The organism is Roseospira visakhapatnamensis (genome assembly GCF_014197915.1).
Lineage (GTDB): Bacteria > Pseudomonadota > Alphaproteobacteria > Rhodospirillales > Rhodospirillaceae > Rhodospira > Rhodospira visakhapatnamensis.
In genome coordinates, this window is sequence record NZ_JACIGK010000002.1 from 104,073 (window position 1) to 128,480 (window position 24,408).

The 24,408-nt window shown below is 66.1% G+C and carries 28 protein-coding genes, 1 tRNA gene and 2 pseudogenes; 23 read left to right on the top strand and 8 right to left on the bottom strand.

The window, feature by feature from the left end; all coding sequences use genetic code 11:
- Positions 1-95: 95 nt before the first annotated feature.
- The gene (locus tag GGD89_RS01915; RefSeq protein WP_184042534.1) at positions 96-1,382 is read right to left on the bottom strand and encodes a glutamine synthetase family protein; all 1,287 of its coding nucleotides are present in this window, start codon (positions 1,380-1,382) and stop codon (positions 96-98) included.
- Between the two features lie 381 nt (positions 1,383-1,763).
- On the opposite strand from GGD89_RS01915, the gene trhA reads away from it, so the two are divergent.
- The 5 genes and pseudogenes from trhA to GGD89_RS01940 all read left to right on the top strand — a co-directional run.
- Entirely contained in the window at positions 1,764-2,396 is a 633-nt protein-coding gene (gene trhA, locus GGD89_RS01920; RefSeq protein ID WP_184042416.1) for a PAQR family membrane homeostasis protein TrhA, read from the top strand.
- Between the two features lie 43 nt (positions 2,397-2,439).
- Positions 2,440-3,309 (top strand): NUDIX hydrolase, encoded by an 870-nt coding sequence (locus GGD89_RS01925; protein WP_246422307.1) that lies wholly within the window; start codon positions 2,440-2,442, stop codon positions 3,307-3,309.
- 79 nt (positions 3,310-3,388) lie between these two features.
- Positions 3,389-3,465, top strand: a tRNA-Arg gene (locus GGD89_RS01930).
- 162 nt (positions 3,466-3,627) lie between these two features.
- A pseudogene (locus GGD89_RS19890) lies at positions 3,628-4,193 on the top strand (transposase family protein); the annotation flags it as partial.
- Positions 4,190-4,373, top strand: a pseudogene (locus GGD89_RS01940) (transposase); the annotation flags it as partial. The pseudogenes GGD89_RS19890 and GGD89_RS01940, both read left to right, overlap by 4 nt.
- A gap of 232 nt (positions 4,374-4,605) precedes the next feature.
- Here GGD89_RS01940 and GGD89_RS01945 read toward each other — a convergent pair.
- The 5 genes from GGD89_RS01945 to GGD89_RS01965 form a co-directional block, all read right to left on the bottom strand.
- Positions 4,606-5,952 carry a TRAP transporter large permease gene (locus GGD89_RS01945; protein WP_184042419.1) on the bottom strand — a complete coding sequence of 449 codons (1,347 nt, stop codon included), beginning with the start codon at positions 5,950-5,952 and terminating at the stop codon, positions 4,606-4,608.
- Positions 5,945-6,463, bottom strand: a complete 519-nt coding sequence (locus GGD89_RS01950; RefSeq protein ID WP_184042420.1) for a TRAP transporter small permease subunit — start codon at positions 6,461-6,463, stop codon at positions 5,945-5,947. Before GGD89_RS01950 ends, GGD89_RS01945 begins: the two co-directional genes overlap by 8 nt.
- Before the next feature lie 31 nt (positions 6,464-6,494).
- A complete protein-coding gene (locus tag GGD89_RS01955) occupies positions 6,495-7,502 on the bottom strand; it encodes a TRAP transporter substrate-binding protein DctP (protein ID WP_221238276.1) in 1,008 nt (335 codons plus the stop codon).
- Between the two features lie 123 nt (positions 7,503-7,625).
- Entirely contained in the window at positions 7,626-8,453 is an 828-nt protein-coding gene (locus GGD89_RS01960) for an MBL fold metallo-hydrolase (RefSeq protein ID WP_184042422.1), read from the bottom strand.
- Between the two features lie 28 nt (positions 8,454-8,481).
- Positions 8,482-9,297, bottom strand: coding sequence for a FadR/GntR family transcriptional regulator (locus GGD89_RS01965; RefSeq protein ID WP_281396650.1), 816 nt, complete (start codon positions 9,295-9,297; stop codon positions 8,482-8,484).
- 989 nt (positions 9,298-10,286) lie between these two features.
- On the opposite strand from GGD89_RS01965, the gene GGD89_RS01970 reads away from it, so the two are divergent.
- The 17 genes from GGD89_RS01970 to GGD89_RS02045 all read left to right on the top strand — a co-directional run bounded on the left by GGD89_RS01970 (position 10,287) and on the right by GGD89_RS02045 (position 23,079).
- The gene (locus GGD89_RS01970) at positions 10,287-11,564 is read left to right on the top strand and encodes a site-specific integrase (protein ID WP_184042424.1); all 1,278 of its coding nucleotides are present in this window, start codon (positions 10,287-10,289) and stop codon (positions 11,562-11,564) included.
- 177 nt (positions 11,565-11,741) lie between these two features.
- Positions 11,742-12,398, top strand: a complete 657-nt coding sequence (locus GGD89_RS01975) for a hypothetical protein (protein WP_184042425.1) — start codon at positions 11,742-11,744, stop codon at positions 12,396-12,398.
- An 80-nt stretch (positions 12,399-12,478) separates the two neighbouring features.
- Positions 12,479-12,694 (top strand): hypothetical protein, encoded by a 216-nt coding sequence (locus GGD89_RS01980; protein WP_184042426.1) that lies wholly within the window; start codon positions 12,479-12,481, stop codon positions 12,692-12,694.
- A 2-nt stretch (positions 12,695-12,696) separates the two neighbouring features.
- On the top strand, positions 12,697-12,873 hold the full coding sequence (locus tag GGD89_RS01985) for a hypothetical protein (protein WP_184042427.1): 177 nt from the start codon (positions 12,697-12,699) through the stop codon (positions 12,871-12,873).
- A 2-nt stretch (positions 12,874-12,875) separates the two neighbouring features.
- Positions 12,876-13,193, top strand: coding sequence for a hypothetical protein (locus GGD89_RS19690; RefSeq protein ID WP_221238277.1), 318 nt, complete (start codon positions 12,876-12,878; stop codon positions 13,191-13,193).
- Positions 13,194-13,311: 118 nt separating this feature from the next.
- Positions 13,312-15,594 (top strand): DUF927 domain-containing protein, encoded by a 2,283-nt coding sequence (locus GGD89_RS01990; protein WP_221238278.1) that lies wholly within the window; start codon positions 13,312-13,314, stop codon positions 15,592-15,594.
- Positions 15,595-15,597: 3 nt separating this feature from the next.
- Entirely contained in the window at positions 15,598-15,777 is a 180-nt protein-coding gene (locus GGD89_RS01995) for a hypothetical protein (RefSeq protein ID WP_184042428.1), read from the top strand.
- Entirely contained in the window at positions 15,774-15,959 is a 186-nt protein-coding gene (locus GGD89_RS02000; RefSeq protein WP_184042429.1) for a hypothetical protein, read from the top strand. The genes GGD89_RS01995 and GGD89_RS02000 overlap by 4 nt, the downstream gene beginning before the upstream one ends.
- Positions 15,960-15,962: 3 nt before the next feature.
- Positions 15,963-16,157 carry a hypothetical protein gene (locus GGD89_RS02005; RefSeq protein ID WP_184042430.1) on the top strand — a complete coding sequence of 65 codons (195 nt, stop codon included), beginning with the start codon at positions 15,963-15,965 and terminating at the stop codon, positions 16,155-16,157.
- 3 nt (positions 16,158-16,160) lie between these two features.
- A complete protein-coding gene (locus GGD89_RS02010; protein WP_184042431.1) occupies positions 16,161-16,550 on the top strand; it encodes a hypothetical protein in 390 nt (129 codons plus the stop codon).
- A gap of 125 nt (positions 16,551-16,675) precedes the next feature.
- On the top strand, positions 16,676-17,872 hold the full coding sequence (locus GGD89_RS02015; protein ID WP_184042432.1) for a phage portal protein: 1,197 nt from the start codon (positions 16,676-16,678) through the stop codon (positions 17,870-17,872).
- A complete protein-coding gene (locus tag GGD89_RS02020) occupies positions 17,865-19,511 on the top strand; it encodes a phage major capsid protein (RefSeq protein WP_184042433.1) in 1,647 nt (548 codons plus the stop codon). Before GGD89_RS02015 ends, GGD89_RS02020 begins: the two co-directional genes overlap by 8 nt.
- A gap of 300 nt (positions 19,512-19,811) precedes the next feature.
- Positions 19,812-20,048, top strand: coding sequence for an HNH endonuclease (locus GGD89_RS20605; RefSeq protein WP_221238279.1), 237 nt, complete (start codon positions 19,812-19,814; stop codon positions 20,046-20,048).
- The gene (locus GGD89_RS02030; RefSeq protein WP_184042435.1) at positions 20,045-20,635 is read left to right on the top strand and encodes a head-tail connector protein; all 591 of its coding nucleotides are present in this window, start codon (positions 20,045-20,047) and stop codon (positions 20,633-20,635) included. Before GGD89_RS20605 ends, GGD89_RS02030 begins: the two co-directional genes overlap by 4 nt.
- Before the next feature lies 1 nt (position 20,636).
- Positions 20,637-20,948, top strand: a complete 312-nt coding sequence (locus GGD89_RS02035) for a phage head closure protein (RefSeq protein WP_184042436.1) — start codon at positions 20,637-20,639, stop codon at positions 20,946-20,948.
- A 93-nt stretch (positions 20,949-21,041) separates the two neighbouring features.
- Complete coding sequence (locus tag GGD89_RS02040; protein ID WP_184042437.1) at positions 21,042-21,452, top strand: phage terminase small subunit P27 family; 411 nt, start codon at positions 21,042-21,044, stop codon at positions 21,450-21,452.
- The gene (locus GGD89_RS02045) at positions 21,409-23,079 is read left to right on the top strand and encodes a terminase large subunit (protein ID WP_184042438.1); all 1,671 of its coding nucleotides are present in this window, start codon (positions 21,409-21,411) and stop codon (positions 23,077-23,079) included. The genes GGD89_RS02040 and GGD89_RS02045 overlap by 44 nt, the downstream gene beginning before the upstream one ends.
- A gap of 8 nt (positions 23,080-23,087) precedes the next feature.
- On the opposite strand, the gene GGD89_RS02050 is transcribed toward GGD89_RS02045, so the two are convergent.
- Complete coding sequence (locus GGD89_RS02050; protein ID WP_184042439.1) at positions 23,088-23,363, bottom strand: hypothetical protein; 276 nt, start codon at positions 23,361-23,363, stop codon at positions 23,088-23,090.
- 27 nt (positions 23,364-23,390) lie between these two features.
- A complete protein-coding gene (locus GGD89_RS02055) occupies positions 23,391-23,582 on the bottom strand; it encodes a type II toxin-antitoxin system antitoxin (protein WP_184042440.1) in 192 nt (63 codons plus the stop codon).
- A 137-nt stretch (positions 23,583-23,719) separates the two neighbouring features.
- Here GGD89_RS02055 and GGD89_RS02060 point away from each other — a divergent pair, with 137 nt between their 5' ends.
- Entirely contained in the window at positions 23,720-24,277 is a 558-nt protein-coding gene (locus GGD89_RS02060; RefSeq protein ID WP_184042441.1) for a hypothetical protein, read from the top strand.
- The last annotated feature ends 131 nt before the right edge of the window (positions 24,278-24,408 follow it).

Consider the following 24,408-nt stretch of genomic DNA (forward strand, 5'->3'; position numbering starts at 1 on the left):
GACGGCCGTCCATGGGCATTCGGCTCAAGGGACGACGGGACGTCGCGCCGTGCCGCGACGCCTTCAACGGCGAATCCCTTGAATGCGTCGCTGCACTAGACATTCAGCAACAGATACTCTCGCTCCCAGCTTGAAATAACGTGCTGGTAGGCGTCCCACTCCGCCCACTTGACGCTGATCAGCACACGGGCGAAGTCCTCGCCCAGCACGTCCTGAAGCGCCCGCGCGCGGCTGAACCGCTCCACGGCGTCCGGCAGGTGGCGGGGCAGGGCATGGGCGCGGGAATAGGCGCTGCCCTTGATGGGGCGGCTGGGGTCCGTCTGCTCCACCATGCCCAGGTATCCGCAGGCCAGCGACGCGGCGATGGCCAGATAGGGGTTGGCGTCGGCCCCGGACAGGCGGTTCTCCACCCGCCGGCTGGCGGCGTCGGAGTAGGGCACGCGCAGGCTGACGGTGCGGTTGTCGTAGCCCCAGTGCATGTTGATGGGCGCGCCCCAGTCGGGCACCAGGCGGCGATAGCTGTTCACGTTGGGCGCCAGCAGCAGCATGGCTTCCGGCAGGTGGCGTTGCAGGCCGGCGATGTGCCAGCGGAACAGGTCGCTGTCGGCGCCGTCGGCGTCGGCGAACAGGTTCCGCCCGTCCTCCGCCCCGATGATCGACTGGTGGAGATGCATCGACGACCCCGGCTGCCCCTCCAGGGGCTTGGCCATGAAGGTCGCGTAGACCTTGTGGGATAGCGCCACCTGGCGCACCGTGCGCTTGAACAGGAACACTTGGTCGGCCAGGGCCAGGGAATCGCCGTGATTGAAGTTGATCTCCATCTGCGCGGCGCCGGCCTCGTGATGCAGCGTGTCCACGTCCAGGCCCTGGGCCTCGCAATGGTCGTAGATGTCCTCGAACAGCGGATCGAACTCGTTGACCGCGTCGATGCCGTAGGCCTGACTGCCGGTCTCGGCCCGCCCCGAGCGCCCCGGCGGGGGCTCCAGGGGATAGTCGGGGTCGTCGTTGATCTTGACCAGGAAGAACTCCAGTTCCGGGGCGACGATCGGATGCCAGCCCCGCGCGGCGTACAGCGCCAGCACCCGCTGGAGAACATGGCGCGGCGCCACGGTGACCGGCGCGCCGGCATGGTACACGCAGTCGCTGATGACCTGGGCGGTCGGCTCGTCGTACCAGGGCACCATGCGCACGGTGGTCGGGTCCGGCACCAGCAGTACGTCCTGGTCCTCGATGCCGATCGGGTCGTCGTCGGGATAGCCGCCGGTGACCGTTTGCGTGAACACCGATTCCGGCAGCCGCAGGCCCTTGTTTCGCAGGCTGCTCAGGAACTTGCGCGCCGGCAGGATCTTGCCGCGCGGCACGCCAGACAGGTCGGAGACCATGCACTCCACCTCGGTGATGCCGCGGGTGCGGACCCAGGCTTCCAGGCCGGCCAGATCCCCCGGGCCGGGGCGGTCGTCATGCGGCCCATCGGCGGGACTGGCCGGTGTGTCATCGGGCGAGGGCAACGGTGAGGGCGTGTCGGGCAGGGTCACGATCCTGAATCCGGATGAGGGGGCGGCCTCCAACGGGGGCCGCGCGGTCGTGGATCATCCGACTGTAGCGTGTCGCGGGGCGGGCGCAAGGTCTGGGCACGGCCGGTCTCGCCGACTTCGCCGGTCTCGCCTCGGGGTGGGCTTTCCCTGTCCGGACGGACGGCCTAGAGTATGCGGGCTCGGCAAGCCGGCGATGGAGACCGCGAACCCGGAGGCACGGTTTACAACATGCAGTACACACATCTGGAACAACGCATCGATGGTGTGGTTCACGTCCTGGGCGTGGCCGTGGTGGGGGTGGCTGTTCTCGCCCTGCTGGCGTGGGTCCTGATTGATGGCGACGGTCCCCGGGTGCTGGCGGCCGCCATTTACGGCCTGGGTCTGCTGGCGTCGTTCGGGTTTTCGGCGGCCTACAACATGACGCGGGCGGTTCGGGTGAAGGCGGTGCTGCGGCGCTTCGACCACGCGGCGATCTACCTCCTGATCGCCGGGACCTACACGCCGTTCGCGGCCATCGCCATGGGGGGGACCGTCGGCTATGGCCTGCTGGCGGTGGTCTGGACGCTGGCGCTGGTTGGCCTGGTCCTCAAGGTGACCTGGCCCCGCCGGTTCGAGCGCCTGGCCCTGGTGCTGTATCTGGCGCTGGGATGGGCGGGTCTGGCCGTGGTGGGGTCGATGGTCACCGCGCTACCGCTTTCGGCGCTGGTGCTGATTCTGGTGGGCGGGCTGATCTACACCACCGGGGTCGCGTTTCACCTGTGGCGGAGCCTGCGGTTCCACAACGCCATCTGGCATGGCTGCGTGCTGGTGGCGGCGGGCTGCCACTACGCCGCCGTCATCGAGTCCATCGCCCCGCGTTGACGCGGCGCGCGGGGGCCAGACCGGGAGATCACGCGTGAGTTACATGAATCACATCCATGCCCTGAACCGTCACGACATGGGCGGGTTCCGGCCGTTCTTCGTGGCCGGACGCGAGGTGGGGTGGGTGCGTCACGCGCTGGCCGAGCGCCTGGCGGAGGCGGCGACGGTGTTCGAGGTGGGGCCGTTCGGGGTGGCCTTGCGGGCCGACCTGGGCGACGCCGAGGCCCGCACCCAGGCCATCGCCGCCGCGCTGGCGCCCCTGGTGGACGACGGTGTGCTGCCCCCCTGCAACGGCGAGTCCTATACCGTCGCCGCCTCCTGGGGCGAGCCGGCGCTGTTCACCCTCGATCGCGCGCATGTGGCGGCCCTGGGGGTTCGGGCCTACGGGGTGCACCTCAACGGGTATGTGCGGCGGCCGGACGGCCTGTTTCTGTGGGTGGCGCGACGGGCCGCCGGCCGTGGGGTGGCGCCCGGCAAGCTCGACAACATGGTCGCCGGCGGCCATGCGGCCGGCCTGACCCTGTGGCGGACCCTGGAGAAGGAGTGCGCCGAGGAGGCCGGCATCGGCCCGGCCCTGGTCCGCCGGGCGCGACCGGCCGGACTGGTCTCCTACTGCCGGGAGACCAGTCCGGGATTGCGGCCCGACACCCTGTTCGTGTTCGACCTGGAGGTGCCGGCCGACGTCGAGCCGCGCAACACCGACGGGGAAATCAGTGACTTCATGCTGTGGTCGGTGGACAAGGTGCTGGAGACCGTGCGCGTCACCGAGGCGTTCAAGTTCAACGTACCGCTGGTGATCCTGGACTTCGCGATCCGCCACGGGCTGCTGACCGCCGATGCCGAGCCCGAGTACTGCGACATCGTCCAGGGTCTGCGGCGCGGCGCGGTCAGCTTTCACCCGCCGCCGGAGTGACGCCGGGCGGCCGGGGTGGTCAGGTGCGCGCGGATCTGCTAATCAGGCCCGTGGCCCGTGATCGAGAGCCGCTTGCGACGGCCCCGTAGCTCAACTGGATAGAGCACCGGTTTCCTAAACCGGGGGTTGCAGGTTCAAGCCCTGCCGGGGTCACCACCTTCTCGAAATTTGGCAATCATCTCAAAGCTTTGTTCGGGAACGTGACTAACCTTTCAGACCGGTTGGTCAATGCCAGCTTTTCGTTCAGGCGGGCGAGAGAGCCGGCCGGGGAAATCTGGACAGGGCGATAAGGGGATCTCCTGCCTGAGACCGGCGAGGATGCCGAGACAGGAGGGCCTTTTATGGCGAGACGACCGCGCCGCCGCCTTGAATACATGCGGCACTGCGGAGCGGTGCCGGGGCGCACCGGCCTTCAAGGCGACAGTGGCTCTTGCAGCCATCAAGGGTGAGAAGACGCTGGCCGAGTTGGCGCCGCGGTTCGACGTTCACCCGAACCAGATCACGGCGTGGCGCGCCCAGCTTCTGGAAGGGGCCACGGGGGTGTTCGGTGACCCGGCGCCGGGCGGCTCCGGCCCGGCCGTGGACGTCAAGGAGCTGCACGCGAAGATCGGCCCGTTGATGCTGGAGCGGGACTTTTTGTCGGATGCGCTCGGCAAGGCCGATCTGCCGAGCGCAAGGCGATGATGGACCGCGACCATACTCTGCCGGTGATGCGCCAGGCCGAGATGCTGGGGATCAGCCGGAGTGGCCTGTGCTATCGCCCTCGGCCGGTTTCGGAGGCGGATCTGGCGCTGATGCACCGGATCGACGCGCCGCATCGGGACATGCTGGTGGCGGAGGGCTTCATGGTCGGCCGCGACACGGTGGTGACGCTGATGCGCCGAGGCGCATCGTGCTGGACATCGACGACACCTTCGACGCCGTCCACGGCGGCCAGCAACCGCGGCTGTTCAACGCCCATGACGACGACTATGGCTTCCAGTCCATCGTCGTCTTCGACGGCGACGGGCACCTTGTCGGCGCGGTGCTGCGCCCGGCGAAGCGCCCGAAGGGCCGCGAGATCGCCGGCCGAGACCCTGATGCGCCTCGCGCTCGACCGTCTGCCCAGCCTCGCACCGGGATAGGCCATCGTCCCAACAGACGTGCCCGCCCGCCCAAAGTCCTCAACCGCAAACCTCCGCCCCCCGATCACGCCGCCCCGCCAAGGGCGACGCGCCCTTGGCCGCGCCCGGACTCGCCCCGGTTGAGCCAACGTTCAACTTCAGACCGCCTCGGGCCCGTCATGAATGATCCCGGCTAGATCGACGGACCGATCATCTTCTCCGGCAGCCAGGTGATGATCTCTGGAAAGACGGTGCATAGGACAAGGGTCAGGATGACGATGCAGACGAACGGAATGACGCCCCGGATGATCTCGCCCATGGTCAGTCCGATCTCCGCCGACGCGGTGCCCTTGAGGACGAAGATGGACATCGCCATGGGCGGGGTTTGGAAGGCCATTTGAAGATTGATGCAGATCATCATGCCGGCCCAGAGCGGGTTGAAGCCCAGGTCGGCCAGGATCGGCGAGAAGATGGGCACGATGATGAACACGATGCCGATCCACTCGATGAACAGGCCGAGCAGGAAGACGATCAGCATGATGGTGGCGAACGCGCCCCAGCGACCGCCCGGCACAGACTGGATCATCTCCGTCACGACGTCGCCCGCCCCCGCGTTCATGAAGATGCCGACATACGCATAGCAAAGGGCGGCGATCATCACCACGAAGGTGGACACGCGCAGGGTCTCGATGGACGCCTTGCCGATCAAGCCCCAGGAGAATTTGCCATAGACGACCGCAAGCAGGATGGCGGCGAAACATCCCACCGCTGCCGCCTCGGTCGGCGGCGAGATGCCAGCGAAGATGGTGCCCAGCACGGCGACGATCAGCAACACCGGCGGCAGCAGCGAAGCCAGCAGGCGGACCAGCTTGCGGGGCGTGAACGCTGGCATCTGGTCGGCGGGAATGGGCGGGCCGAGTTCCGGGCGCAGGTTGCAGCGGACAACGACGTAGGCGATGTACAGCGACGACAGGATAAGGCCGGGGAACACGGCGCCCATGAACATCTGGCCGATGGACAGGCCGGCCTGCGGCGCATAAACCACAAGCATGATGCTGGGCGGAACCAGGATGCCCAGGGTTCCCGTCGCAACGATCGTGCCGGCTGCCATGGACTTGTCATATCCGCGGCTGACCATCGGACCCAGGGCGATCAGTGACAGGATGGTCACCGAGGCCGCGATGACTCCCAGGCAGGCGGCCAGAACGGTGCCGAACAGGATGGTCACCACCAGCAAACCGCCGCGCACCTTGCCCAAGACCTCATAGAGGTTCTGGTAGAGATCCTTGGTAATACCCGAATGCTGGAGGACAACCCCCATGAAGGTGAACAGGGGCACCGCCAGGTAGGGGTAGTTCAGGGACAGGTCATAGAACCGGCTGTACAGGATGTGGAAGGTGGTATTGGCGCCGAATTCCATGAGGCCGACGAAGAACGCCACCGAGCCGATGACGAAGGCGATCGGATAGCCGGTTAGGACGAGGAACAGGACTCCACCCAGCATGAGCAGGGCGACGGCTTCCGGACTGAGGTCAATCAAGGTCTTTCCCCCGCAGCACGAGGTGGACGTCCCTGATCAGCTTGGCCAGGGCTTGAAGCAGGAGCAGGAATAGTCCCAAGGCAAAGATGGTGCGGTAGGGCGCGGCGGGCGGATACCAGAAGCTGTTGAACATCACCTCGTTGATCCGCCAGGCGCGGAGCGCCCAGGAGACGGCCATTTCGAACATGACGGTCATCAACGGGAAGAAGAAGATCAGCGCGCAAATGACATCCAGCAGCGCCTTCCTCCGCGGAGAACACCGACTGTAGAAGATGTCCACCCGGGTGTGGGCGTCGTGCCGGTAGACATAGGAGGCGCCCAGCAGGTATGTCACGCCGCCGGCCATGCACAGTGTATCGTAGGCCCAGATGGTGGGTGCGTCGAAGAAGTGCCGGGACACGGTCTCGAAGGTCCCGACCAGGACGAGAAGAAAGGCGAACCACTTGCCGATGGCGCCTGACCATTCGCTCAGACTGTCAACGAAGCTGAGGATTTTTTTCAGCGCGGTCATGCCTTTCTCCCCATCCTGCAGGTGCTACGAACTACATGCTCTCGGCGTAGTCATGTCCGAACTTGCGCATGGAGTCATAAATCTCCGCGAAGATCGGGGGTTCGAATTCCGATTTCTCGGCGTAGAACTTGTCCGCCTCTTCGTTGAGCGCGACCTCGATGTCCTTGGGCACGCGCAGAACCTCGTTGCCGGCCTTGCGGAACTCATCCATGGCCTTGATGGACTCGACCACCAGGTATTCATGCTGATCCTGGGTGAACTTGGCGACCTGCCCCTGCACGATGGTCTGGAGATCTTCGGGCAGTTCGTCCCAGGCATCCTTGTTGAAGAAGAACACCTGCGGATCGCTGGGCGCGCGGGTGGGCGAGATGTAGACATACTTCGCCACTTCGTTGAAGTGCATCCTCCAGTTGGACGCCAGCGTCGAGTATTCGAAGGCGTCGATCGTGCCGCGCTGCATCGCCTCGTACAACTCGCCGCCCGGGATGATGACGGTGGCCGCGCCCATGCGCTTCAGGATCTCGCCGCCGTCGCCCATGCAACGGGCCTTCAGTCCCTTGATGTCGTCCAGGCTGTCGAGCCGGACCTTGGAATGGAAGAAGACTTCCTGCGGCAGGGGCGACAGCGCGCCCGGGAAGGTCACGACGTTGTAGCCTTCCATCATCTTGTTCAGCAGTTCGGCGCCGCCGCCGAAATTGAACCAACTGCGCAGGGCTTCGCCCGGCAGGCCCCCGGGGCGCGAGCTGACGAGACCCGCGGCCGACCACTTGTCCAGGTTGTACATCGGGCAGGTGTAGGCCATCTGAAGCACGTTCTGGTCAACGGCATCCAGTTCCTTGTAGGCGGGAACGATGGAGCCACCGACGAAGGGCTTGACCTCCAGCCGACCACCGCTGGCCTTGGTGATCGCGTTGCAGAGCATGTCGTGATAGATCTGCGACGGGTCGGACGCCGGCCCGTGGCCCGAAGACTTCCAGACAATGGGTCTGTCGGAGGCGCGCGCCGCCGAGGGCATCGTCGCGGCGACAGGGGCTGCCACGCTGGCTCCCATCAGTCCCAGAAACCTCTTTCGCGTCAGCATTTTCCAAGTCCTCCGTTGCAGGAACAAATTCTTGTTGAGACCCGGGACCGGCGATCCCCGGGGTAACCCGCCTTTTACGGCCTAGTTGATGAACAGGGCGGTTCCGGTTCTGTTGTGGTAATAGCCGCTGTCCATGGCCGACAGCGTTTCCATGGCCGCCTTGCCGGTGCAGTGCGACATGCCAATCACGCTGATCTCTTTCTCCCGCAGGTACGCCGCGGTCAGGGCGATACTTTCGGGACTTGCCTCGACCATATGCGTGCCGCCGATAACGGTATGGATCGGTTTGCCCAGTCGCTGGGTGGCGGCGTCCAGCATGTTCTTCACGCCGGGATGCGAGCAGCCGAGGATCGCGATCAATCCCTCGGGCATGTCGACGGCCAGCATCACCTCGTCGGCGAAGTCGTCTGTGACGAGCTTCCCGTCCCTCAGAACCTTGAAACGCGGGTTGATGACCTCGTCCGGGTGGACCCGCGGGAAATCCGTCAGGGCATGGACCCCCGGCACCAATTCCCGTATCGGTTCGTTCAGCGTGACATGGTCGATGCCGTTTTCGGCCAACCAGTCGGCATCGAAGTCATTGCCGAGAAACTCGCACGCCGCGCCCACTTCGGCATACTTGTCGTCCAGGCACCCGGGGCCGGTCACAAGTTCAAACTGCGGCGATTGGGCCGCGAAGGCACGCAGCCCCCCAGTATGGTCATAGTGCCCATGGCTCAAAACCACCCGGGTCACCGAACTCAGGTCGATGCGCAGGTGCCGGGCGTTAGGGACGAGGGCGTCGCCCTGGCCGGTGTCGAACAGCAGGCTGTGCGCGCCGGTGTCGATGTGAAAGGAGAGACCATGTTCATGGAGCAGGCTTTTCAACTCTCCGGGAGAATTCTCCACCACCGTAGTGATTCTCAGCATGGTGCTTCCTTGGAACGGCGACAGGGTGTCATGGCGATGACGTGCCGCTGATTTCGCGGATGGCGTTGCGCAGATGAGTGGTCATGCTATCCATGGCCGCCTCGGCATCGCGGTTGCGGATCGCCTCCAGGATCTGACCGTGTTCAAACACTGTCTTGTCCATTCGACCGGGGGTGTGGAAGCTCGAGATCCAGTCGTCGAACAACGACGTGGCCAAGGACTTGATCAGCGCGTACAGCATCTTGTTGTGCGTGGCTTTGGCCAGGCGCGTGTGGAATTCGCGGTCACAGTCGATCGTTTCGGTCGTCCGGCCGAGCAGCGAATTGCGCGCGAACCGCTCATGGTTATCGGCCAGGGCGTCGATTTCATCGGGTGTTGCGGCGAGGGCGGCCAGCCGCGCGACCTGAGGCTCGATGATCAGACGAACCTCAAAATGCTCCTGAAGCGACTGATCGTTGCGCTTCAGCCAGTCCAGGAAACCGTCCTGGGGCCGAATACTCGGCGCCTCCACGAAGATCCCCTTGCCGTGGCGGACCGACAGCATGCCCGTGACCTCCAGAATACGGATGGCCTCACGCAAGGATGATCGGCTGACTTGTAATTGGGTGGTGAGCTTGTTTTCGGAATAGAACTTGTCCCCCGGCGCGAAACCCTCGTCGGCAATCATGCGGCGGATCGCATCCACCACACCTTCGGAGAGCCTCGACTTCCTGACAGGTCCCACCGTGTCTCTCCCGGGGCAATCCCGTTCGACGGTCCGTGCACGCCCCCCCCCAACTAACTGACCCTTCAGCGATCCTGCATCGCGCGGACCCGAGCCGACAAACGCCTGGGGGCAGGGCATCACGAACTTGACGACTCATCAGACAAGTGAGTGTCTATCAGTTTTGTGACGCTGTCAACGCCAACGCGGTTCGGCGCGGACCGGCCGGATGAGCCCCCCGGGCAGGCATCGGATCGCGAGATACGCCGGATAGGCCGCTTCGTACGATAATGGGCGCTGACCTTGGGGCAGTGACGGGTCAGGCGCCCGCATCATTGGGCCCTGGACGCTCGCCCAAAGACCTGACTTCTTCGTCCATCTGACCGACATGGCGCACACTACACGACTGGGCGCATTTTTGTGTGGCGGTGGATGGTGAGGTCGATTCACCTTCGGGTGGAAACACTGCCCATGGGAGCCTCCGTTGGAGACCCGCCTTCTCACCATCAAGCTATGCCCGATTTTGAGTGAGGGCGTGATCAGGCGGCTCGAACAGCAGAGCGCGCAGCTCATGGACCGGATCGTCAGACGGACAGCCCGGCGCTCATCAACGCCTACGAGACTCGCCTGCGCACGCTGGAGGAGGAGAAGCTGGTGCTGATCGAGAAGGACCGAACTTGCGGCAAACCGCAGCGGAGCTTCGATGAGACCTTTCGAACCGCCTGCGCGTTCCTGGCAAACCCCAAGAACCTCTGGGCAAACTCTGGCTTTCCGACCGCCTGGAGCACAAGAGAATGGTGCTCCGGCTGGTCTTCGGCGGGCCGTTGCCCTACAGCCGTTCGGAGGGTTTTCGAACCGCGATTCTGACCTTACCCTTCAAGGCCTTAGCCGGTCCAAACGGCACGGAGTGGGGTTTGGTGGAGCCGAGGGGAATCGAACCCCTGACCTCAGCAGTGCGATTGGTATTTCTATAGCTTTGACGAATTTTGACGCTCATTGAGAGAGGCTGTAAGAGCCTGTTATTCCAAGCATATGTCCATTGCTCCGCTTTGCGCTTGCCTGCGGATCGCATCCCTGAATTGATGATGATTGTTTACCATCTGCTTACCGGAAAGCAGGGAGGCGGCTATATGCGCGTTCAGAGAATCACCAAGAAGTCAATAATTGATCCGTTGAGGAAGGAGCTGCCGGACAAGCGGTTGCTGATCTGGGAATCGGAAACCCGGGGGTTTGGGATCAGGGTGACCGAAACCGGCAAGGTGGCCTTCGTCTTCCAGTACCGAGATGCCACGGGCGCCAGTAAGCGGGTGACCATCGGTGAGTTTGGGCAACCCTGGACGGTGGACATGGCCCGCGATCGGGCCGCGCAAATGCAACGCGCCGTGGCGGAGGGTCGGGACCCCAGGGAAGAGAAGAGAGAGGCAAGGAACGCCATCACCATCGGGCAGTTGGTAGACCTGTATCTGACCGAGGGGCCGGCCGACAGACCGAACAAGAAGCCCTCCTCCTGGAAACAGGACATATCGAACCTCGGCCGGCATGTGGTGCCCCTGCTGGGGGACCAGTCGGCCCGCACCCTGACCCGGGACCAGGTGGCGCGCTGGCGCAACGACGTGGCCGCCGGCAAGTCGGCGGCTGATGCCATGGTCGGTCCCCGGTCCCGATCCATCGTTCGGGGCGGACAGGGCACCGCTGCCCGCGCGTTGGCCGCGTTCGGCGCCATGATGACATGGGCCGTGGAACGCAAGCATGTTGCGGAAAACCCCGTTCGGGGGGTGGAGACCTACAAGGGAAATAAAAAAGACCGCTTCCTGTCCGAGTCGGAAGTCTCCCGCCTGAACCGGGCCATGGTATCCCTGGTTAATGACCTGGACATGCTCCGTCCCGCATCCGCAGATTGCTTTCGAATGCTAATGCTAACAGGTTGCCGAAAGGAAGAAATTGCATCTTTGCGGTGGGATTACATTGACCTTGAACGTGGACTCTTAAATCTGCCTGATTCAAAGACCGGACAGAAGGTGGTGGTGCTGGCGTTGCCCGCAGTGGACATGCTGGCCGCCCTGCGGGAGCGGCGCACCGAGGCGCCATGGGTTTTCCCGGCCCGGCGGGGCGATGGGCCGATAGGCGGACTCCAGAAGGATTGGGAGATGGTCCGGCAATGGGCCGGGGTGGAGGATGTCCGCATTCACGATCTGCGGCATTCCTTCGCCAGCTTCGCGGCTGCGGATGGGGCAAGCCTGCTGCTGATTGGCAAGACCTTGGGGCACCGCCGGGCCGAGACCACACAACGCTATGCGCACCTTGCGGACGATCCTGTGCGCCAAGTCGCCAATGCCGCCGCCGGCCGAATTGCCCGCGCCCTCACCTCGAAATCGGGGGAACCGGGGGAACACGAGGAACAGGATTGATTTGAAAGGGCTTTTCCTGTTCCCCCACCGTGGGAACATGAGGGAACAGAGGGAACAAGTGGTGCGGCCCGGCGGGGCCGCCTGAAAAAAGATCATCCAAAGGCGAAATCTCCCTTGACGCCAGAGTTTCCATGGGGTAAATCTCCTTTAGAGCGTGGCTTAAAGGGTGTTCCGATCATGGTTTCTTCCGGGCAGTTGGTTGACGAGGTCGCGCGCCTGATCGCGTATCCACGCAACGCGGTGCTGTATCCCTATCGCGTCTTGCGCGAGAACGGCGCGGTGACGAAGGGCGGGCGCGGTCGCAGTGCGGCGAACGTCACGCCCCGCGATGCCGCAAGCCTGCTGATTGCGCTGGCCGGCGCGTCACAGATTAAGGACACCTTCGCTGCGTGGCAGGATTATTCCGGGCTCTGCGTTCAAAAAGCCCAAGGCGGGTTCCCGAAGGGGGATCGGAAGCCTGAATGGACGGCGCCGGCTTTGCCTCATCTCGCCGCGCTCCCGGCCGGGCATAGCTTTTTGGATGCGCTTACCGCGCTGATCGAAAGCGCGGCGGACGGCAGTCTGGCGGCACTCGTCGGCGCGAGGGATGGCCGGGAGATTCTGGGCGGAGGGGTGAGCGTTGACGTTCATGGCCCCTGGCCCCAGGCGCATATCCGGGTGTTTTGCTCGGACCCGCAAGACAGTTGGGCGGAAGCCCTCAGTTACCACGAGCCCATCGAAGACCTGACCGAGTGGAGCAAGGACATGCAGTCTCGTGGTTATGGCCGCCTGCATGAACATCGGTACTTTAACGAGGACATAGTTTTTGCGATTGCGGACCTGATCTCCTCCTAACAAGAGAAGCAGACATGACCACGGTTTCTAACGCGCCCCCTGGGGCGCGAATGGGTGGGGTTTGCCTTCCGGCCCGCCTCATGAAGAAGCGGCTCCGGCCGGCCGAACTGTGCGAGTACCTCGAGGCCGCGCACGGGATCGAAATCAAGCCCTCGACGCTGGCGACATGGCGTTGCCGGGGCGGAGGCCCGCCGTTTGTCCGCTTCAACCGGACCCCGCTCTATCCCCGCGACCTGGCCGACGCCTGGGCGGACGAAAAACTGGGCGAGCCTATCACCAGCACGTCGGAGGTGTGACCATGCCGAAGTCCGCCGCCGACTACGCCGCCATGGCCGATCCCGACCGGAACCCGCTGTTCCGCCGCCCGTGGCAGGAACCGGAGCGGCCCGCCCGCCGGCCGGAGCCGGTTCCCGAAGACAAGTACGCCCACCTTGCCCGCTTTCTGGTCCGCGACATGAGGGCGGAGGCCGCCTGACCATGACCACTCCGCGCCCGAACACCCGTCTCGACTTCGCCGAGATCAACCGCGCCGCCCTATCCGCGCTGCCCGCCCTGCTGGCGCGCTGGTTGCCGAACGGTGCCCGCAACGGTGTCGAGTATGTGGCCCGCAACCCGCGCCGGGCCGACCGCCGGCCCGGATCGTTCTCGGTGAACATGCGGACGGGCCGGTGGGCCGACTTCGCCACGGGCGACAAGGGCGGGGACGTCATATCGCTGGCCGCCTACGTGCATGGATTGCGCCAAGTCGAGGCCGCCCGGGCACTGGCCGACATGCTGGGGGGTCGCCATGAATAACAGCACCGCACGGGCGTTTGCCCCCCTGACCGACGAAGAGCGCGCCACCGCAAACGACGCGCAACCGCCGAAGGGCGAAAAGACCCCGATTATCCCGGTTCCCGATGACGCGCCTAAGATGCGCTTCCGTCATCCGGCCTGGGGCGAACCCACCGCGACATGGCCCTATCGCGACGCTGACGGCCGCTTGATGGGCTTCGCTGGCCGGTTCGAGTTCGAGACCGACGGCCGGCCGGACAAGGACGTTCTGCCCCTCACCTATTGCGACATCGGCAAGGGCAAGCGCGCATGGCGCGCCAAGAGTATTCCGGCGCCGCGTCCGCTTTACCGCCTCCCTGATTTGGTGGCGGGTTCCGAGGCTCCGGTGTTGATCGTCGAAGGCGAAAAGACCGCCGATGCCGCCGCGATGCTGTTCGCGGATATGGCGGTCACGACGCCGATGGGCGGGGGCAAAGCGCCGCACCTCACCGACTGGTCCCCGCTGGAAGGCCGGCCGGTGACCGTCTGGCCGGACCACGACGACCCCGGTGCCGACTTCGCCGCGCGTGTTGCTGCGCTGGCGATGGAGGCCGGCGCCGCGTCGGTGCGCATCGTCCCGGTGCCCGCCGGCTTCCCGCCGAAGTGGGACCTGGCCGACGATCCGCCGGAGGGCGCCGATCTATTCGCGCTGCTGGCCGACGCCGCGCCCTGGGACCCGCCGGCCGACGAAGACGACGCGCCGCCGGCCGACGAACCGCAGCGGCCGGGCTTCGCCACGTATGACACCCGGACGCCCTACGGCCGGCCGGGGCTGTACTTCCACGGCTTCGGCAAGGGTGATCCGCCGCCGCCGACGGACACCTGGATTTGCTCGCCCATCTGGGCCGACGCCATGACCGAGGGCGCCGACGGCCGGGACCATGGCCTGTTGCTGCGCTTCGCCGATCCCAAGGGCCGGGAAAAGACCTGGGCCGCGCCCATCTCCTTGTTGGCCGGCGATGGGTCCGACCTGCGCCGGGAGCTTCTGGACCAGGGGGTTCGGATCGACATCCAGGCCGGCCGGACGCTGTTGCCGCGCTGGATCATGAGCCGGTTCCCCGAGCGGGAAGTGATGGCCGCGACCCGGACGGGCTGGTTGTCCGACCGCTCCGCCTACATCATGACCGACCGCACCATCGGCGACGCCGAAGCGGTGTGGCAGGGGACGGACGCTCCCGGCACCGGAACCGTCGGCGCCCTCGACGGCTGGAAGACCGAGGTGGCCGCCCGCGCCGTCGGGAATCCGCTGGCGATCCTGGCCTTGTCCGCCGCGTTCGCGGGGCCGCTGCTGGCGCGCCTGCACCGACAGGGGGCCGGGCTGCATTTTGTCGGAGACTCCAGCACCGGTAAGTCAACGCTGCTGGATATGGCCGCGTCCGCCTGGGGTCATCCGCGCAAGTTTGGGCGGTCCTGGCGCACGACGTCCAACGGCTTGGAGGCCGTGGCCGCCGCCCGGAACGACGGGCTCTTGATCCTGGACGAAATCAGCGAATGTGATCCCCGAGAAGTCGGCGCGGTCGTCTATGCGCTCGGCAATGGCGCGGGCAAGACCCGCGCGACCCGTACCGGGGGCGCCCGGCCTGTTCATCGGTGGCGCGTGGTGGCGTTGTCGTCCGGGGAACGCTCCATCGCTGCCAGCATGGCCGAAGGCAACCGCGCACAGAAGGCCGGGCAGTCCGCGCGCCTGTTGGACATCCGGTGTGACGGCCGGACGCATGGCGTCTTCGACGTGCTGCACGGTCTGCCCGATGGCCGCACCATGGCCGACACGCTTAAGACCGCGACCGAGGATCACCACGGACACGCCGCGCCGGCCTTCATTGAGGCCCTGTTGAACGATGCGCAGGATCATGGCGCGCTGCTGGCCGATCTTCGCGCGGAACCGGGCTTCGCGGCCGGCGCCGAATTGGAAGGCCGGGCCGCGTCCATGCTCGCCCTGATTGCCATGGCCGGGGAACTGGCCTGCGACTATGGCGTAGTGTCCTGGCCGGATAATGCTTCCCTCGACGCCGCAACGCTTGCATTCCGCCTCTGGAAAGAAGGCCGCACCGAAGGCCGACCGGAGGATGAGCAAATCCTTGATGCAGTGCGCGCCTTCCTTGATCGGCACGGCGACACCCGGTTCTCGCAGGTGAGCGAGACCGACACCATCCAGACCCGCGAGCGCGCCGGATGGTGGCGGGACGACCACCAGGGCCAGCGGACCTACCTGTTCACGTCCGACGCGCTGAAGGAAGCGGTGGCCGGGCACGACCTGACCCGCGCCCTCGACGGGCTGGATCGGGCCGGGTGGATCGTGGATCGGGACCAGGGCAAGCGATCAAAGAAAATCCGCGTCCCGGGGCGCCCGGTCAATGTCTATGCGATCCGGCCGGAGGGATGACCGATGCCCCTGGCCGAACGGCTGGCGCGCCGCCGCGCCGAACGGGACCGCGAAGAGACCGAAGCCCTGGCCGCCGAACTGAAGGCGCGGGCGGATCGGGCGTTCGCGGTGCTGACCCACATTGCCACGCATGGTCACGACGATGGTTCGGAGCCGTGCGTCTCACCGGACCCGGCGCCATGACGGCCCGCCTGATCGTGACGCAGGACCGACCCGGGGCGCCGCTGGTGCTGTCCGTCTACCACCCCGACACACCCGAGCCCGCCGCCGTGGTGCCCATGGCCGCGACCCGGGCCGTTGCGTTGGCCGCCGACCTGTTGGCGCTGGCGCGGCATGACATCACCGACCACCCCAAGGAGTCCTGATCCATGACGACACCGACCACCGACCCGGCTGTTGCCGCCTGTGCGGCCGGCATAAATGAAACCGCAATCCTCCACGACCTCCTCGTCGAAATCCTCGGCAACGCCCGCAGCGGCGACACGAAGTGGGTGTTGGCCCGGACGGCCGACGCCTTGGATACCTGCGACCGCCTAACCGCCATCCTGGAACTGGAGACCTGAGCCATGACCATGACCACCGCAACCGAGGCGCCCGACGGCCGAACGCACTACTACCGCCACATCAGCGGCGGAGTCCGGGTGCTTCAGTGGACCAGCCATGGCGAACCGCACTGTGACGCCTTCTTGGCCGTCACCCAAGTCATCGGCCTTGCAGGTGTGCAAGGCCGGCACCCGGGCATTTACCGCGCCGTCCGCACCGCCTTGACCGCATACTGCCAGGACCGAGCGATCCCTGTTGCCCGCGTGGAGGGGTGCCGATGCTTCCCGACGCACGCCGTCGAGGCATGGCTTGCCGACGGTGGCCGCGTGTTCATCGGTGAGAAGCTGGCCGCCCTGCCAGCACAGAAGGATGGTTCGTCGGTGGTTCCGTTCTCACGGCGCCCGCGAGAGTAACAGAAATCAACAGCGGTCAACGCAAATCAACGAAGAGCAAAACTAACTTCACGCGCGCGCGAGCCCGGACTTGTTCTCGGGCTCTTTTTCTGTCCACCGTGCCCATGGCTGGACAGGGCAGACCCATGTCATTTTTTCGGAGAATTCTCGGACTGGAAACCCGTTCGGGTTCGTTGGGCGAACTCGAGGCTTTGTTGCGCGAGGCCCACGAGACGGCCGCAGGGATCGCGGTTTCGTCCGACGCGGGCCTGGAATACGCCCCCGTCCTGGGGGCCGTCCGGGCGATCAGCGAAAGCGTCGGCATGCTCCCGTGTCACCTGTACCGCCGCGACGGAGACGACCGGCGCCGCGCCGACGACCACCCCCTTGAAAAGCTGCTGTCGCGTCTACCCTGCCCCTGGACGACCGCCTACCAGTTCAAAACCGACATGACCGCCGCCCTGATCCTGGACGGGCAGGCGTTCGCGCATGTGGCCCGCGCATCGGATGGCCGGGTTCTCGAGGTGGTGCCGCTGCCCCGCAAATCGGTGACGGTCGAGACCGATCCCCAGACCCTGGAACCGCGCTACCGCCTGAGCCTGTCGGACGGCACCCACCGCGATCTTGACCGGACGGAGGTGTTCCACCTGCGGGGGCTTGGGGTGGTGCCGAACACCGGCCTGTCCCTGATCCGCGCCGGCCGCCATGCCATCGGGCTTGGCATCGCCCTCGAGCGCCACGCTTCCCGGATCATGGCGCGCGGCGCCCGGCCTTCTGGCCTGCTGAAGGCGCCCGGTCGCCTCAATGCCCAGACCATCGAGCGGCTGAAATCCAGCCTGCAAGCCCTGCATTCCGGCTCCGAAAGCGGGTCAACCGCCGTGCTTGAAGAAGGCATGGACTTCGCGCCGCTGACCTTCAACAGCGTGGATATGCAGTTTCAGGAAATGCGGACGTTCCAGGTGGCGGAGGTATCCCGCATCCTTCGCGTGCCGTTGTCGCTGCTGTCCGAAATGTCCCGGGTGACGCACGCCAACGCCGAAAGCTTGGGCCGGCAATTCCTGAGCCTGACCTTGCTTCCGTACCTGCGGCTTTGGGTCGAGACCATCTACCGCGACCTTCTGACCGAAGACGAGCGCGAGGACTACTACGCCGAACACACGACCGGCGCCCTGGAAATGGCCGACCTGGGAAGCCGGATTGACGCCTACGTCAAGGCCATTGCCGGCGGGCTGATGGAGCCCGACGAAGCCCGCGCCCGCGAGAACCTGCCCGCGCGCGGTGGCGAGGCCGCGAAGCTGCGCTTCCCTATGAACACCGAGACGGGGGGCGCGACCGATGCCTGATATCGAACTGCGTTTCGCCCCCACCCTGGGCGCCGAAGGCACCTTCCGGGGTCTCGCGTCGGCGTATGGCGTGTTGGATCAGCACGGCACCGCGTTCGGCCCCGGCGCCTTCTCCGCATCCCTGGCCGAAACCCGCGCGGATGCCCGGAAAGTCCCGCTGTTGCTGCACCACGACGCAACCCGGGTCTGTGGCGTGGTGGAGACCCTGACCGACACCCCGGACGGGCTGGAGATCGAGGGCCGCTTTGTTCTCGATACCCGCGACGGCGCCGAGGCGCACGCGCTGGCCAAGGCCGGCGCACTGGCCCTGTCCGTGGGTTTCAAGCGGGTGCGGGACCAGCCGCGCGCGGGGGGAGGCCGCACCATCACCGCCGCCCGTCTTGCCGAGGTGTCCTGTGTGGCCGTGGCCAGCAACCCGAAAACCCGAATCACCGAAGTCCGTTCCACCGCCGCCCGCGCGGCACAACAGAAGGAGTCCGCCATGGACGCCAACACCGAGGCCGCGCCGGAGACCCGGGCGGACGAAACCAGCACCGAACCCGGCGACCTGTCCGGGCGCGTGTCCGCCCTGGAAACCCGCGTGGAAGGGATCGCCAACGACGTGTCCGCCATCAAGGCCAGCGTGACCAAGACCGAGGCCCGCGCCGACCGGCTGGAAGCCCGCGCCGGCCGCGCCGGGGTCACCGCCACCCCTGCCAACGACGCTCCGGGCATCGAAACCCGGGCGTTCGATACCTTCATCCGCCGGGGTCGCGAGGCGCTGGGCGCCGAGGAAATCCGCTCCCTGCATGTGGCCGACGATACCAGCGGCGGTTATCTGACCACCCCGGACTTCCGCGCCGACCTGCTGAAGGGGCTTCAGGAGATCAGCCCGATCCGCCGTCTGGCCGCCGTGACCAGCACCAGCGCGGGCGAGATCGTGCTTCCCAAGCTGACCACGCGCCCGACCGCCGTGTGGGTGTCCGAGATCGGCGCCCGCACCGGCACCGAACCCGCGTTCGGTCAGGTGCGCATCCCGGTTCACGAGGCGTCGGTGTACGTGGACGTGTCCACCCAGCTTCTGGAAGACGCTGCCATCAACGTGTCCGCCGAACTGTCGAACATGCTGGCGACCGAATACGCCCGCCTGGAAGGGGTGGCGTTCCTGTCGGGCGACGGCACCGGCAAGCCCTCGGGCATCCTGACCAGCGCCGATCTGGTGACGATGGCCAACGGGTCTACCACCGTCCTGTCGGCGGATGCCCTGATCGGCCTTCTGTACAGCCTGAAGCCGACCTATCGCGCGCGCGGGTCCTGGATCATGAACCCGTCCACCATCGCCACCGTGCGCAAGATGAAGGCCAGTGACGGCCACTACCTGTGGCAAGACGGGCTTGCCGCCGGGCAGCCGGCGACCTTCCTCGGGTTCCCGGTGGCCGAAGCCGCCGACATGCCGGAGATCGCCAGCGGCGCCGTTCCGGTCCTGTTCGGGGACTGGAAGACGGCCTACCGCGTCGTCACCCGCGCGGGTGTTTCCATCCTGCGCGACCCCTACACCCAGGCGACCAACGGCCTGACCCGCTTCCATTCGCGGATGCGTGTCGGTGGGGCGCTGACCATGCCCGAGGCCGCCGTGGGTTTGACGATGGCCACCAGCTAAGTCCGCCTGAGGGAGACAGGCGGATAGGGGCGCTCTGCGGGAGGCAGGCGCGTCCCGCCCGGTCCCTGCGGGATGCAGGGACACCAGAGGCCCGCCGGGATGTGTCCAGCTCTTCGCATCCCCGGCGGGCTTTGCCTTGGAGACCAGACCATGCCGACCCGTCCGCCCCGCATCTGCCCGCACTGCCGGCGCCCTGTCCCGGCCGGGCAACGGTGCGCCTGCCGTCCGAAGCCGGACACCCGGGTGTCGGCGTACCGGCGAGGCTACGGGACGGATTGGCGGAAACTGCGGGTAGAGTTGATGCCGTCGGGCACCCGCTGTGTCCGCTGTGGTGCGCTCGCCGAGCACTTGGATCATATCAAACCGAAGCGGCTGGGCGGGTCCGACGATCCGTCGAACCTGCAACCCCTCTGCGCGCACTGCCACAACAGCACCAAGCAGGCCGAAGAGAAGCGCGGCGGATGGGTGAGGGGCGTCGATGCCCAGGGCCAACCACTGGACCCTGACCACCCCTGGAACCGTGAGGGCGCCCGATGAGCCTGATCCGTGTCACCGCCCCGGCCGTGTTGCCCGTCACCGAAAGGTCGGTGTGGGACTTCCTGCGCCTGAGCCTGGGCGGGGAAGTGCCACCCGACAGCGCCGACGTGCGAACCCTGATCGAGGCCGCCGCCGACACGTTGGATGGTGCCGAGGGTTGGTTGGGCCGCGCCCTGGTGACGCAAACGTGGGTCCTGCGCCTGGATGAGTTCCCGCACTCCAACATCGACCTGCCGCTGCCACCGCTGCGCACCGTGGACTCCGTGGCCTACCTGGACACCAGCGGCACCGAAACCACCCTGTCCGCCGACCGCTACCACGCGACCGGAGTTGGTGACTTCGGGCGCTTGGTCCCGGTCACGTCCTGGCCGGCGACCGCCCGCCGCCCCGAGGCCGTGCGAATCACCTTCACCTGCGGTTATGGCGACGGGCCGGACGCCGTGCCCGAGCCCATAAAGGTCACGCTGCGGCAAATGGTGGCGCTGACGTACGATACGCGCACCCCCATGAACATTGGCAACATTGTCAACCGATTGCCCGACATGGGCTTGGATGCGCTGGCCCGCTTCAAGGTGTGGAGCTTCTGACATGGATCCGGGCCGCTTGGATAGGCGCGTCACGATAAAGCGCGAGATCTGGACACCGCGACCGGACGGCGGCTTCGATACCGTCATGGTCGTTGTTGTGACCGTCTGGGCGCATGTCCATCAGACCAGCGGCGGGGAGTTCGTCAAGGCCGACATGGTGACGGCTGAACGCCGGGCTGTGTTCACGATGCACCACCGATCCGACCTGACCACGGCTGACGTGCTGGAATGGGACGGTGTCGCCTGGAACGTCCGCGCGCTTCGGGAACTTGGGCGCCGCGAGGCCATCGAGATTCACGCCACCAGCGAATGACCTCCAGGGGGAGTCGGGAATTTCCCTCCGGGGTCTGGGGACCGGCGGTGGGGTCAAGTGCGAGATGGGCCGGAAATTGGAGGTTTTGCAGCCATGAAGGGCCGGAAGCCGAACCTGTCGGTGGTCGAGGGCGGGAAATCCGCCGGCCGGGCACCGCCGCCGCCGTCCTGGCTGGCCGATCACGCGAAGGCCGAATGGAAGCGGGTTGCGCCGGAGCTTCACCGCCGGGACCTGCTGACCGCCGAAGCCCGCGCGACCCTGGAAAGCTATTGCATCGCTGTCGGTACCGTCCGCGAGACCGAGGAAACCTTGATCCGGGAGGGTCGCACGGTCGAAGGCGAGCGCGGCCCGGCCGTCCATCCCGCGTTCAAGGTGCAACAGGGGGCCATGCGCGAGGCCCGGCTTCTGGGCTCCGAACTGGCGTTGACGCCGCACCGCCAAGCCCTGCGAGGAAAGACCGATGACGAGACCGGCAACGGATGGGGCGACCTGGTGGACGGTTGACCAATACCGGCCCGCCTGGCTGTTCGATGATAGCGACATTCCCGACCCGCACGGCAAGGGCGCCCGGGCCGTCGCGTTCGTGGAACGCCTGACCATCACCGAGGGACCGCGCGCCGGGCAACGCCTGGGCAGGGTGCTGGCCCGCTGGCAACGGCGCCTGATCCAGCGCGTCTATGGGGATATCCTGCCGGACGGCCGGCGCCGCTTCTCCGACGTGGCCGTGTGGCTTCCCCGGGGCAACGGCAAGACCACCCTCATTGCCGCGCTGGGGCTGCTGCACCTGCTGGGGCCGGAGCGCGACGCGGCCGGGCAAGTGGTGGTGGCCGCCGCCGACCGGGGACAGGCGTCCATCGGCTTCGGGCATGCGAAGCGGTATGTCGAGGCCGACCGCACCCTGTCCCGGATCGTCCGCGCCGTCGAGTCCCAGAAGGAGCTTCATCACCCGAAATCGGGATCGGTGCTGAAGGCCATTTCCCATGAGAGCTACACCAAGCACGGTCTCAACATCTCCCTGCTGATCGGCGATGAAATCCACGCATGGCCCGCGCATTCGGGCCGGGAACTTTGGCGCGTGCTGCGGACCAGCATGGGCAAGCGGGCCGATCCCCTGACCATCACCATTTCGACGGCTGGTGTGGGCCGGAACACGCTCGCATGGGATCGCTGGCAGCATTCCCACGCGGTGGCGAAGGGCGAGCGGGAGGACGAATCGTTCCTGCCGGTGATCTTCGCCACCCCGGATCCGCCCGAGGGCGAAGACCTCCCCTGGCAGGACGAAGACCTGTGGCACGCCCTCAACCCGGCCCTCGGTGAGTTCCTGTACCTGGACGAACTGCGCAAGCTGGCGCGTCAGGCCGCCCCGCTGCCCCACGAGGTAGAGGGCTGGCAGCAACTGCACCTGAACCGCTGGATTGACGGCAGTGTGGCCGGCTGGGTAGCGATGACGTCATGGGACCGGGGCGCCGACGCGGTGGACCTGGACGCGCTCGAGGGCCGCCCGGCCTGGATCGGGGTTGACCTGTCCAGCACCACCGATCTGACGGCCGTGGTCCTGGCCCTGCCCGACGATGACGGCGGGGTGGACGTGGTGCCGTTCTGCTTCGTGCCGGCCGACACCATGCGCCGCCGGGCGGAGGTGGACGGGGTGCCCTATCCAACATGGGCGGACACCGGCCTTCTGACAGCCACCCCCGGCAACGTGGTGGATTACGGCGCCGTCGAAGCCTGCATCATCGGCCTGTGCGACCGGTTCGACGTCCGAGAAGTGGCGATGGACCAGTGGAACGCCACGGGGTCGATTACCCGCCTGCAAGAAGCCGGGGTTCCGGTGACCACCCACCGTCAGGGCTTCGTGTCCATGTCGCCACCCATGAAGGACACCGAACGCCTGATCCTGTCGGGCAAGCTGCGCCACGGCGGACACCCGGTGTTGCGCTGGTGCGTCGGCAACGTGGTCCCTGACAAGGATCCGGCCGGCAACATCAAGCCGTCAAAGGCCCGCGCGAAGGAGCGAATCGACGCCGCAACCGCGCTGATCATGGCCGTGGGCCGTGCCGTGGCTGGTGGGGACGTCGGGTCGGTTTATGACGACGAGGGCGCCCGGCCTGACGGGTTGCTGGTGCTGTAGGAGGCGACCTAAACGAGGTCGCGCTCACCATCCGCAACAGGACGCGGCTCCACCACCAAGACAACATAGTCTTCTTTATCACGAGAATTGAAAACGCGCCTTGTAACCGTCAATAGCTGGCGGTTGCGGTGGTCGTGGCGGTCTTGGCCCTGTATTACCCCTGGATCAAGAATCTCGTCCCCGACCGCAGGAACAAGGCCGCCGAACATAGATAGATCGCAATCCATTTGGCCATCTTCGACCACGCCACCAGCGCGGGCAATGTAAAGCCGAACCTTTATCATAGCTATTGCCGCCTCTCCGAGAACGCATCAACCGGAAACCTGCCCGCCCTTTCCGCTATCCGCGCCGGGGCCGGGCAGATACCCCTTATCAGTCAACCACGCCCTTAGGATGCGTTCAACCAAAGACGAGACCGAACGATCATCGTCCGCCGCCGCGCGATCCAAGCCGGCTTTCACGTCATCGGAGACCCTGAAGGACAGGGCGGCGCGCTTTGCCATCACACATTCTCACACATTTACGTTGACGAACGAAGGTGTGTGCAGTGTACTTTGATTGTGTGAGAATGCAAGCGCCCCGGTCAGTGCTGCAACACCAAACCGGGGCCAACCACAACCACGTGTACGGAGCAAGAGGAATGGCTATCCATGAGAATATCACGGTGCCAGAGGTTGGCACCAGAACCACAACCCGCCGCGCGTTTGTCGCGACCGCCGCCGCCACCGCGACCTCGGCCGCGATTGCGGTCCCCGCTCTCGCCTGGACGCCGGGTCCCGAAGAGGACCTGACCGCGCTGTACGCCGACCTCATGGTGATGGCCGAGCGGATCCATGCCACTGGCGCCACGCCCGCCGCCATGCGGAATCGTATGGCCGGGGACGATGGTCGACGCACGCCGGAGAACAGCGGGCATCCGCAGGCCGTTTGCGATGTCCTCAACGAGAGCATCGCCAGGCTGTGCAAGGATGGTGGGCTGCCCGAAGCGTGGTGGCGGCGGTTCATCACGCTCGAAGATCGTTTCATGGCCATCGAGCCGCAAACCCTTCGAGGGGCCGCGCTGCAATACAGTTGGCGCCACGAGTTCGATGGCACGACCTGGGACGACGATACGGATCCGCCGGCCTGGTGGTTTCACGATCAGGTGGCCCGCGTGCGGTTCCGTGACTTCCTGCATGGGGGGCGGGGCGAGGCGTGATGGCCTGAGCGACCGGGAGGCGATGGCCTCCACCTGACCGCCGCGCCACGGTGGCGCACCGACCCGCCCTCGGGGAGACCCGGGGGCGGGTTTTGCATTCTGCTCCCCGGGGTGTTCCCCGTGTTCCCCCA